Origin of the sequence: Clostridium sp. (genome assembly GCF_016650095.1) — a bacterium.
GTDB lineage: Bacteria > Bacillota > Clostridia > Clostridiales > Clostridiaceae > Clostridium_AD.
Genome location: NZ_JAENWL010000080.1, coordinates 1 through 11,555, shown reverse-complemented (window position 1 = coordinate 11,555; position 11,555 = coordinate 1). Strand labels below are relative to the sequence as shown.

Below are 11,555 nucleotides of genomic sequence, written 5' to 3'. Positions count from 1 at the left end.
CGTTGCCTGGAAAGTATTTAACAATATAGATCCAAGTCGCGATTTAGTGATTTCAGAAGGACCATTGGATGCACTGGATCATGCGTCAAATACTCCCTATTACGGTTCAAGGTTAGGTGTAGATGCTACAAAAAAATGGCCATCAGAAGGTCATACGAGGCATTGGACAGATAATGTAGAAATGACAAAGGAAGTTAAAGAAATGGTTGATAAGAGGTGGAAGGAATATGGTATTAAAGAAACTTAAGAGCTATGGGGAATTGGTTATGTTTTCGCACACACTATTTTCTCTCCCGTTTGCTCTAATAGGGATGATCTGGGCAGCGGAAGGGTTACCTTCCGCTGTTACAATATTTTGGATATTAATTGCTTTGGTTGGAGCTAGAAATGGTGCAAATGCTCTTAATAGAATTGTAGACAAGGATATTGATAAAAAGAATATTCGAACGGCAAATAGACATTTGCCTAAAGGCCTAGTAAAAGAATATGAAGCCTGGGGTATAGTGCTGCTGTGCTTTTTAATTTTTATAATAGCATCATACGAGTTAAATCCATTATGCTTTATGTTATCACCGGTAGCCCTTTTTCTATTTGTAATTTATTCTTATACTAAGAGATTTACATGGATATGTCATATTGTTTTAGGAATTACATGTGGTGGGGCACCTATAGGAGCATGGCTTGCGGTAACAGGAAAATTTGCGCTGGCACCAATTATTTTAGGCGCTGTAGTGACACTTTGGGTAGCGGGTTTTGATATAATATATGCAACTCAAGATATAGATTTTGATAGAAAAACAGGTTTATTTTCTATACCTGCTAGATTTGGATTAAAGGGCGCGCTATACATATCAACATTGTTTCATTTTATTATGATTTTACTTTTAATAAGCTTACATTTTATAATACATACAGGTTGGATGTATTTACTTGGAATTTTTATCAGTTCTATTTTGCTTGCATTGGAACACTATATTGTATCACCAACAAACGAAAAAAAGATGAAAATTGCTTCATATAACATAAATCAAATTGTAAGTGTTTTGATATTTATTTGTACTGCATTGGATGTTTTTATATTATAGTTAAGAGGTGATTTATTTGGGAAAATATATAGTAGGGATTACTGGAGCTAGTGGTAGTATTTATGGTGTACGGCTTATAGAAGAATTAATTAAAAAAGATAATGAAATTTATTTAGTTATTACTGATAATGGTAGGAAGGTCTTAGAGTATGAGATGGAAATTAATTTTGAAAAGTGGCTACAAAATATTAATAATAACAAAGGCAAGCTTAAATTATGTTCTATAGATGATATGTTTTCATGTATAGCAAGTGGTTCATTTAAGACTGATGGAATGGTGATTGTTCCATGCTCCATGGGAACCCTTTCAAAAATAAGTAATGGGACTTCCGATAATTTACTAATCAGAGCAGCAGATGTTATGATAAAAGAAAAAAGAAAGTTGATTTTGATTCCGAGAGAAACTCCTCTTAGTTCCATTCATCTTAAAAATATGCTTTTTTTAAGTGATTTAAATGTTATGATAATACCACCTATGCCAGCATTTTATCAAAGACCTAAAACCATTGAAGATATTGTAAATATCACTGTAGGAAGAATTCTTACAAGTTTAGATGTAGAGAGTGATTTATATCATGAGTGGAGTGGAAATAAATGATAGAAATAAATAATTTAAATGTTTACTATAAAAATGGCGATAAACAAACCAAGGTAATAGAAAATGCAAACTTAGTAGTGAGGAAAGGAGAAATATGCGCTATAATTGGACCCTCAGGGGGAGGGAAATCAACTTTGTTAAAAGTTCTAGCGGGAATTATTCTAGGTTACGCCGGTGAAGTTTTAATAGATGGAAAAACGGTAAATCCTAAAATACATAGAATCGGATTTATACCTCAGAATTATGGACTAATTAAATGGAAAACAGTAGAAGAAAATATATTCCTCTTAGCAAAAATTAAAGATGGTAAGGGCAATATAGATATGGATTTTTACAAAAAATTACTAAAGGAGTTAAAGCTTAAAGATTTTGTTGAAAGGTATCCAAGTCAGCTAAGTGGAGGACAAATGCAGAGAGTCTCGTTAGCTAGAGCTTTATTATTAAAACCAAATTTACTTTTAATGGATGAATCCTTTTCAGCCTTAGATGCTATGACTAGGGAGGACGTTCAGAAAATGTTTTTAGAAGTCTGGGAAGAACATAAGGTTACCACCATTATTGTAACTCACGATATTAAGGAAGCAATATATTTAGCAAAGAACATAGCTGTAATCTCTGCGTCACCAGGAAAAATAGTTGAAGTTATAAGTAATCCCTTATTTGGAAACGTAAATTCGGAGGTTGATTTAGAGTACATAAATTTAAATAGTAAACTTAGAAAAATTCTTAAAGGAGATAAATAGGCATGAGACTTAAAGAGTATAAACTAGTTAATTATGTAATTGCTTTTTTTATCATTTTTGGATTATGGCAAATGATATCACTTCTTATTAATAAGCCTTTATTCCCATCACCATATGCAATATTAATAAATATATTTATAACATTTCGGACTGGCATTGCAATCCATGCTGTTTACAGCTTAAATAGAATTATTTTAGGACTCCTATTTACTTTATCTATAGGTATACCAGTAGGAATTTTAATGGGATACTTTGAAAAGATTGATTTAATATTTTCACCAATTATATACTTCAATTATCCAATACCTAAGATTGCATTACTTCCTATAATAATGCTCATTTTTGGACTAGGAGATTTGACAAAAATAGTTATGATTTTTTTAATTACTTTTTTCCCGGTTGTGGTTAATATAAGAGATGAAGTGAAAAACATTCCTGAAGAAGTTTTTTATCCTATGTATTCAGTGGGAGCTACAAATTTTCAGATAATAAGAGAAATTGTTTTCCCAGGAATTCTTAAAGCTATATTAACGTCGCTTAGAATTAGCATAGGCACAGCAATCTCTGTTTTATTTTTTACTGAAAATTTTGGTACTGAGTATGGCATGGGGTATTTCATTATGGATTCATGGATGAGAATTAACTATATTCAAATGTATTCAGGTATTTTTATTTTAAGTATAATTGGCCTATTTTTATTTATTATAATTGATGTTTTAGAAGGGATACTTTGTCCTTGGAGATAAAGTTGTATACTAAAAATGACACAACAGTCGAAAAATGATATAATTATAACAATAGCTATCTATTCCATAGAAGCGCTAGGGTAATATAAATTGGGGGCGACTTATTTGAAAAAATTATTAGCGATAATTTTAACAATATTTTTAGCAACTGCGCTTGTGGCTTGTGGTTCTAAAAACATTATTTATAAAGCCGGAACCTATGAGGGAAACGCTGAGGGACATATTGGACCGATAAAAGTACAAATAGTAACTGATCAATATGAAATAAAAGAAATTAAGATATTGGAGCAAGAGGAAACTCCAGTGATAGCTGATAAAGTTTACGAAAAACTTCCAGCGAGAGTAATAAATGCAAATAGCCCTGATGTTGAGGTTGTGGCGGGTGCTACGTATACAAGTAATGGGCTTATTAAAGCTATTAAGGATGGGCTAGCAAAAGCAAATGTAGAAAAATAATAATATGGGGTGGAGTATTATTGAAATTACAGTATAAATTAACAATATTTATAAGCATTATAATATTTATCGTAATTGGTGGTATAGGAACTGTTACTTATTATCAAGCGCAAACTTCCATAGAAACTCAAATGGGAAATAATGCTATGGATTTAGCTGTAACGATTGCGTCCATAGATATAATTGAAAAAACTTTAGCTAATTCAAAAGATTATAATACCGTTCAGTCAACTATAGAGAGTTTCAGAAAAAAAACTAGATTTCAATATATTATTGTTTTGGATATGAATGGTATAAAATATTCCTATCCATATGGAAGGTCACTAGGGAAAAAATATGCTGACGGTGGAGAACAACGTGTGCTTACAAAGGGTGAATCTTATGTTGCTAAGGACAAGAATGTGTTAATTACAGCAATAAGAGCTTTCGTACCCATATATTATAAGGGGGAGCAAGTAGGAGCGGTTTTAGTAGGTCTCTTAACAGATACTGTTTATGCTGAACTTAGTACTGGTTTATCTAACCTAGAAGTAGCTTTAGTAATTGGACTTCTAATGGGAATAGTAGGTGCGGCCTTTTTAGCAAATATAATAAAGAAAAGCATATTTGGATTAGAGCCAGAGGAAATTGCATTTCTATTAGGTCAGAAAGATTTAATTTTACAGAATCTGAAAAATGGCATTATCGCTATTGACAAGGATGGTAAAATAATACTTTTCAATAGAATAGCAAAGGAAATCTTAAAACTGGAAGATGAGAATATAGGTGAAAATGTTTCTGATTTTAATTTCAATTATACAGATGAAATGATGGAAGTATTGAGGACTCACGAATCAGTATATAACCAAGAAATTAAAATGTGCCATGATAAAACCCTTTTGTGCAGTCATACAATATTAAAGAATTATAAAGAAGAAATTATTGGTGTTTTATCTAGTTTTCAAGACTTAACAGAGGTTAAAAATATGGCAGAAGAGTTAACTGGAATTAAAAAAATGACATTTGCCTTAAGAGCGCAGAATCATGAATTTATGAATAAGCTTCACACTATCTCAGGGCTTATACAATTAGAAGAATATGATGAAGCGGTTGAATATATTTCTCATATATCTAAAATTCGACAAGAAGTTTCTGATACTCTCAGCAAAAGAATTAAGAATGTCCACATAGCTGGTATTTTACTTGCCAAATATAATAAGGCAACAGAAGCTAAGATTTCTGTAGAAATTGATGCAAATTCTTATATTGATGAAATACCTGAAAACATTACAGTAGATGAAATTTGCTCTGTAATTGGAAACTTAATTGAAAATTCTATTGAAGAATTAGTAAAATTTGAAAATGGTAAGATATTTATAAGACTAAATTCTAATAATAAAGAACTAAGAATAAGGATTCAGGATAATGGACCTGGAATTAGTGAAGATATAATACACAAAATTTTTACAAGGGGATTTACAACTAAAACTGGAAATAGGGGCTTTGGGCTTAGTATTGTAAAACAAATAATAGATTATGCTGGTGGAGATATAAATATTCTACAAGAAAATGGAACTATATGGGATATATTTATACCAATGAAAAGGGGTAGAGGATATGATTAAAGTTCTTATTGTTGAAGACGATCCTATGGTTAGAGAAATTAACGAAAAATTCTTAAAAAAGGTAGAGGGGTTTGCATTATATGATAGTGTTAACTCCATTGAAAAGGCAAAAGAAGTTATATTAAGTGGAAAACCTGACCTAATATTGCTTGATGTTTTTTTCCCACAAGGTCTTGGTACAGATTTATTAAAGTGGATAAGAATTGAAAATTTAAAATGTGATGCTATATTAATTACTGCAGATAGGAATACAGAAACTGTTGAAGAGGCATTTAGGTATGGTGCAGTAGACTATTTGGTTAAACCATTTATATTTAATAGGTTTAAGGAAGCGCTGCTTCAATTTGAACGCAGAAAAAATAGTTTTAAAAATACTGATAGTATGGAACAGAAAATTATTGATAAATATACCATCAAAGAGAATAAAAACAGAGCAGAATATTATGAAAACATTGGCGATATTAAAGGATTCAATCAATACACTTATGAAAAAATTTTAGTGGGTATATCTGGCATGAAGGATAATTCTTTTACATCAGAGCAGATTGCAATAAATATTGGAGTTTCTAGAATAACCGCTAGAAGATATTTAGACTATTTAGAAAAAGAGCAAAAACTTGTGGTTGAAATGGAATACGGTAAAGTCGGTAGGCCTAAAAACAAATATAGAATAAAAGGAGAAGATTAGTGACATTAAAAATGCACTAATCTTCTCCTTTTTACTATGCTAGGATGTGCTAAAATTCCTCAGTTTCTAATTTAAAGCCTTCTATAACAATATCTTCATCAATTTCAATAAGCAGACACCTTCGACCATCTTTATTTCTTACCTGCTTAACTGAATTTAGATCCTTTGGTGTTACAGTAATATTTGCAATTTCACTAGTAATCTTAATGGATTTTGAGTTAAATTCAGGTACGATATTGTTTATCTTAAAATCGTACTTACTACCACAAGTTTCTTCAAAAGCAGTTTCTATATCAAAGATAATCTCTGCGCCACAGCTATTTAGAATATTCTTAACATCGAGAGCTCCAAGAGTAGGAGTTTGACCTTCTTCAGCTTGCTCCGAGAGTTCATGTATATTTACATAAATGTCCTGCATAAGTTCAGGTTTTATCTTATCTCCAATTATGGATTTTAAAATATCACTAAAGCAATTTTTTTCGTCTTCAGCAGTAAATTTAAAACCACAGTTTAGAACATTTTCAATAAATGAAGTGTTTAATTCCTTAGGCTTTGAAGCATAATATAAAATTTTATCAGTATCTGAATATCCACTAGTAAGACTAGGAAACATAAAACCCTCCAAGGGAGCATTAAGATTAATAACAGAATCTAAAGCTGAATTTGCTTTAAATTCCTTATCAGTGTAGTCGAATTTTAGAGTTCTTTTTGGAATATCTATTTTATTTACACTTGATAGAATGAAATTAAATGCTTGTACCGCTTCATCAATGCTTTCATCTGCATCCATATTTCTGTGACTTGACCCTAGCCAGTATTCCGCTTTAATAAAAGTAACCACTATATCAGTTTCATATTTATAGTTAGCTGCAATTTTTTCAACAAGCTTATTAATATAGTTTTGAATTTCGTCTTTATTAGTTGCTTTTAGAGCATTACCTAAAATATTTTGAGTGTTATTTTCATCTTCTATATTTTGAAAATCTAACTCGAAAATTTTAGTATCAAGAGCACCAGTAAGTATTTTCTTGAAATTACCTAAGAACAAGTCTTTTTTATCCATATCCATTCTATCAAAATAATCAAATTCTGAATGAATAACTGGCTCATAATCAATTTGAACATTATCTTTTTTTAGATAAACACTATAGATTTCCTGAATTTTCATCATGCCACTATCTAATTTAAATTCTTTTCTTATGTCTGCAAGCTCTTTTTTATTCATCATTAAACCTCTTTTCGTTGTTATTATATATTAGGGATATTAAAATAAATACTTTCAGAATTTTCAACTCACTATTTTCTTTCATATACCTAAAATTATAACACAAAAATATGGATTATATTTATAAAACTTCCTATATTGATCAATAATAACTATTGACAAATTATTATTAGAGTGTTGTATTATATATTAGAAAAAAATAGAAGTTAGAATATAATCCGCTCAGAATTAAGAATTCTAACTTCTATTTTTTAAATTATAAATTAAAATGAGTTTTCTTATCTAATAATTATCTGAAAACCAGCTAATTAATTTTTTAGCTATACTTATACTATCAGGAGTTACAGGCATCTCTGTAGAACTATACCATTTAGCATCCCCAATTTCTTTTCCATCTACTTGTATTTCTCCACTTGCATATTCAGCAGTAAATCCTATCATTAGAGAATTTGGGAAAGGCCAAGGCTGGTTTCCAAAATATTTTATGTTCTTTACAATGATTCCTGTTTCTTCACGAACTTCGCGAACAACACATTCCTCAAAAGTCTCTCCAACTTCTACAAATCCGGCAACTACACTATACAACTCCTTAGGAAATTGATTATTATGGGCAAGAAGCAATTTTCCTTCGCGTACAACAGCCACTATTATGGCTGGCGAAATCCTAGGATAATTTATAAGTCCACATTTGGGACATTTTTTAGCTCTCTCCGAATCAACGCTTTGTGTTAATGTACCACATCTACCACAATATGCATGGTCAGTATTAAAGTTTACTATTTGAATAGCTCTCCCTCCTATCCAAAACAGCTCTTCAGATAACTGATGAGCTAAAGCTTTAAGTTTACTAAAATACATATTATTTGGGATAATGGCATCTTTATTTAATTCACCGCAATAACAATTCTTCCCATTTATGGATCCAAGATATTGAATATTAATTAATTTTAAATTATCTAGATCCTCAGTAGTTGGTATGACAGCTTTATTATCTTCAGTTTTAACTAATAACTCATTTTTGTAAAATAAAAAATAATTATCCTTATTTGTTTTAGGCAAAATTGCATCTACTGATGGTAAAAAATTTGTGAAATTTTCTTCATTAGGCATTAGTATCATATCTCCAATCTATAGTAGTTATATATTGCCCCAATAAAGGCAATTAGAGTTGATTTGATTTATTTCTGTTTAATTATAACACAAATTCATGATTTTTAATATTTAGTATTAGATCACATGTTCTTTTATTTGCTACGTAAGAATTTACTTTAGAAAAAATGATTATATTGATTTTGATGTTCTTTTAAAATTGTAAATATGTTAAAATTGTAAAGGAGTACATTTTTCTATTTTAGATTTCAAGGAGGTATTATTATGGATATTAAGGAATCACCTAGCATTCCCTATTGTAATCTAGGTATTATGGCATTAGAGAGTAGTTCTGAACTTGGTAATAGGATTAATGAACTTTTAATTGAAAAACGTAAGGACTATGCAAATGAACCTATAAGTAACTTGATGGGGGGAGAAAAATCTTTTCTTATAAGTATGAAGGATATTCGATTCTCAAACGGCGAAGGAAAAATTGTTATAGAAAATACTGTTAGAGGAAAAGACATATTCATATTATGTGATGTAGGAAATTATAGTTGTACATATAAAATGTTTGGTTATGAGAACCATAAAAGTCCAGATGATCATTTCCAAGATATAAAGAGAGTTTTATCAGCTTTAGGGGGAAAAGCGAAGAGAATAACTGTTATAATGCCATTGCTATATGCAAGTAGGCAGCACAGAAGAAAGCATAGAGAATCTCTTGATTGTGCAATAGCACTTCAAGAATTAGAAAAATTAGGTGTAAATGATATTATAACCTTTGATGTTCATGATCCAAATGTTCAAAATTCAATACCTTTGATATCATTTGATAATTTATATCCCACATATGAAATTGTAAAAACTATTTTAAAAGAGGAGCCTGATCTCTTAGTAGATAAATCAAAGATGTTAGTGATAAGCCCAGATACTGGTGCAATGGATAGAGCTGTTTATTACTCTAGTGTGCTTGGCCTTGATATTGGACTTTTCTACAAAAGGAGAGACCATTCAAAAGTAGTAAATGGTAAAAATCCAATAGTGCAACATGAATATATGGGCAGAGAAGTTGAAGGACAGGACGTATTGATTGTTGATGACATGATAGCCTCAGGTGAATCAGTGTTTGATATAGTATTAGAATTAAAAAAACGTAAAGCAAAAAGAATATTCGTTACAGCTACATTTGCATTATTTACTGAAGGTATTGCAAAGTTTGATCAGTTTTATGAAGAGGGGTTAATTGAAAAAATATATTCAACAAACTTAACGTATATTCCCAAAGAGGTTAAAGAAGCTAAGTGGTTCCGAGAAGTAGATATGTCAGAGTTTATAGCCGACATAATAAATAACCTAAATTATGATAAATCCATAGGCCCATTACTTAATGCCACTAGTAGTATTACAAGCTTATTAAAAGAAAGAATATTATAGAAAATTGTAATTTAGCTACACTAGCCTTCGATTTGATGAATTGAAATTTTCTTTTTTAAAGCATAGGACATTACAATAAGCCCTACTAAAAGTGATATAGACACATAGAAACTTGAAGATCCAATTTTGGTTGTTTTATCTCCAATGTTTACAAAAACAAATATACCAGGTATTATACCTAAAATTGTAGCTGTGGCAAAGTCTTTAAATTTCACCCCCGAAAAACCTGCTGCATAACTTATAATATCAAAGGGAAATAGTGGAATAAGTCTCAAAATAAAAACAAGTGCAAAACCCTTTTTTTTAATAGCAGTTTCTAGGTTTGATATATCCTTTTTTATAAATTTATTGAAAACTTTATGACCTAAAGTTTTAGCTAAGAAAAAGGAAAGAATGCCACCAAACATGGCACCAATCATTGTGTAAATAAAACCGCCAACCATTCCAAAACACATTCCTCCTGCAATGGCAAGGATTGAATCTGGAAAAAGTGTAAGTGGTACGAAAGTAAATAAAATTATATAGATTATTGGTGAGAATATTCCATAAGAATCAACAAAAGCTTTTACATTTTCAGGGGTGCAATGATGTATCATTTTCATATTGCAAAAGGCATAAATTAAAATTGTAATTATTATTAGAAAAGGTAGTGTTTTTAAAATAGTATTCACTTTTTTACTCATAGAATCCTCCTTATAGCAATAATAGATAGATAACAATTATCAACTTACATTTATTTTAAATATTACATTAGTATATAATTGGCATTATTAATTATATACTAATGTAATAAGGATATCTAATAGTTAATTCATATAGAAACAAAGGTAACTATTGAAATATAAAATAGTTACCTTTGTTTTATATATTTAAAGAAGAATAAAAATTACAAAATATACCTTATATAACATATATATAAGGTATATTTATGTTTATAATAAACGATATAAATAGAACATTACTAAATATAATAGAAGTTTAGTTTACATAATTAAAATTATGTAAACTAATAAAAATGTAAACCAATTTCAAATTGATGCTTAAATATTACAATTTCAGAAGTAATTAATGCATTTATAATGTATACTTTAATAATATAGTTAATTATTAAAGTAAATATATTACTTAAAGAGAAGGAGGTTTCAATATGATACCAACAGCACATATTGAAGTAGAAGAAAAAGGAGTCATAGCAAAAACAGTACTAATGCCAGGTGATCCTTTACGAGCCAAATTTATTGCAGAGACATTTTTAGAAAATGTAGAAAAGTTTAATAATGTACGCAATATATTTGGATACACCGGTACATATAAAGGACGTAGAATTTCTGTAATGGCTAGTGGCATGGGTATGCCAAGTATTGGTATTTACTCATATGAATTATTTAATTTTTATGGGGTAGAAAATATTATAAGAATCGGTTCATGTGGTGCTTACACTTCTGATTTACATTTATATGATGTAATACTTTGTACTGAAGCTTGGAGTGAATCTACTTATGCAAAAGTTCAAAGTGGATATGAATATGATACTATTGCTGCATCATCAGAATTAAATAGTAAGTTAGAGAAAATCGCAGATGATTTAAGCATCGAAGTTCATAAAAATAAAGTTCATTCATCAGATGTATTTTATCGTGAAAATTTTGATGAATATAAGAATATTTATAAAACTCACGGCTGTACTTCAGTAGAAATGGAATCATTCGCGCTATTTCATAATGCAAATATATTAGGTAAGAAAGCAGCTTGTTTATTAACTGTTTCAGATAATTTAGTAACTCGTGAAATAACTACTTCTGAAGAAAGACAAGAAGCATTTACGAATATGATGAAAATAGCTTTAGAAATGGCTGAATAACACCAATTAATTAGAAATCG

Annotated in this window: 12 protein-coding genes and 1 pseudogene; 10 read left to right on the top strand and 3 right to left on the bottom strand. The window is 29.9% G+C overall.

Going from position 1 to position 11,555, the window contains the following annotated elements:
* The 8 genes and pseudogenes from JJE11_RS06935 to JJE11_RS06900 all read left to right on the top strand — a co-directional run.
* A pseudogene (locus JJE11_RS06935) lies at window positions 1-247 on the top strand (menaquinone biosynthesis decarboxylase); the annotation flags it as partial.
* Window positions 228-1,085 carry a UbiA-like polyprenyltransferase gene (locus JJE11_RS06930; RefSeq protein ID WP_291633951.1) on the top strand — a complete coding sequence of 286 codons (858 nt, stop codon included), beginning with the start codon at window positions 228-230 and terminating at the stop codon, window positions 1,083-1,085. The pseudogene JJE11_RS06935 and the gene JJE11_RS06930, both read left to right, overlap by 20 nt.
* A gap of 7 nt (window positions 1,086-1,092) precedes the next feature.
* A complete protein-coding gene (locus tag JJE11_RS06925; protein ID WP_366927914.1) occupies window positions 1,093-1,683 on the top strand; it encodes a flavin prenyltransferase UbiX in 591 nt (196 codons plus the stop codon).
* Window positions 1,680-2,426, top strand: a complete 747-nt coding sequence (locus JJE11_RS06920; protein ID WP_291633947.1) for an ATP-binding cassette domain-containing protein — start codon at window positions 1,680-1,682, stop codon at window positions 2,424-2,426. Before JJE11_RS06925 ends, JJE11_RS06920 begins: the two co-directional genes overlap by 4 nt.
* 2 nt (window positions 2,427-2,428) lie before the next feature.
* Window positions 2,429-3,172 (top strand): ABC transporter permease, encoded by a 744-nt coding sequence (locus JJE11_RS06915; protein WP_291633945.1) that lies wholly within the window; start codon window positions 2,429-2,431, stop codon window positions 3,170-3,172.
* 105 nt (window positions 3,173-3,277) lie between these two features.
* On the top strand, window positions 3,278-3,628 hold the full coding sequence (locus JJE11_RS06910) for an FMN-binding protein (RefSeq protein ID WP_291633943.1): 351 nt from the start codon (window positions 3,278-3,280) through the stop codon (window positions 3,626-3,628).
* Between the two features lie 20 nt (window positions 3,629-3,648).
* Complete coding sequence (locus tag JJE11_RS06905; RefSeq protein ID WP_291633941.1) at window positions 3,649-5,232, top strand: sensor histidine kinase; 1,584 nt, start codon at window positions 3,649-3,651, stop codon at window positions 5,230-5,232.
* Window positions 5,225-5,920, top strand: coding sequence for a response regulator (locus JJE11_RS06900; protein ID WP_291633939.1), 696 nt, complete (start codon window positions 5,225-5,227; stop codon window positions 5,918-5,920). Before JJE11_RS06905 ends, JJE11_RS06900 begins: the two co-directional genes overlap by 8 nt.
* Window positions 5,921-5,969: 49 nt before the next feature.
* Here JJE11_RS06900 and JJE11_RS06895 read toward each other — a convergent pair whose 3' ends face one another.
* Window positions 5,970-7,145 (bottom strand): DUF4317 family protein, encoded by a 1,176-nt coding sequence (locus JJE11_RS06895; protein ID WP_291633937.1) that lies wholly within the window; start codon window positions 7,143-7,145, stop codon window positions 5,970-5,972.
* A 282-nt stretch (window positions 7,146-7,427) separates the two neighbouring features.
* Window positions 7,428-8,255, bottom strand: a complete 828-nt coding sequence (gene nudC / locus JJE11_RS06890) for an NAD(+) diphosphatase (RefSeq protein WP_291633935.1) — start codon at window positions 8,253-8,255, stop codon at window positions 7,428-7,430.
* A gap of 264 nt (window positions 8,256-8,519) precedes the next feature.
* Between nudC and JJE11_RS06885 the strand changes: the two genes are divergently transcribed.
* A complete protein-coding gene (locus tag JJE11_RS06885) occupies window positions 8,520-9,674 on the top strand; it encodes a ribose-phosphate pyrophosphokinase (protein WP_291633933.1) in 1,155 nt (384 codons plus the stop codon).
* Between the two features lie 20 nt (window positions 9,675-9,694).
* Here JJE11_RS06885 and JJE11_RS06880 read toward each other — a convergent pair whose 3' ends face one another.
* The gene (locus JJE11_RS06880; protein WP_291633931.1) at window positions 9,695-10,357 is read right to left on the bottom strand and encodes a TVP38/TMEM64 family protein; all 663 of its coding nucleotides are present in this window, start codon (window positions 10,355-10,357) and stop codon (window positions 9,695-9,697) included.
* A gap of 464 nt (window positions 10,358-10,821) precedes the next feature.
* Here JJE11_RS06880 and deoD point away from each other — a divergent pair, with 464 nt between their 5' ends.
* Window positions 10,822-11,535, top strand: a complete 714-nt coding sequence (gene deoD, locus JJE11_RS06875; RefSeq protein WP_291633928.1) for a purine-nucleoside phosphorylase — start codon at window positions 10,822-10,824, stop codon at window positions 11,533-11,535.
* Window positions 11,536-11,555: the final 20 nt, after the last annotated feature.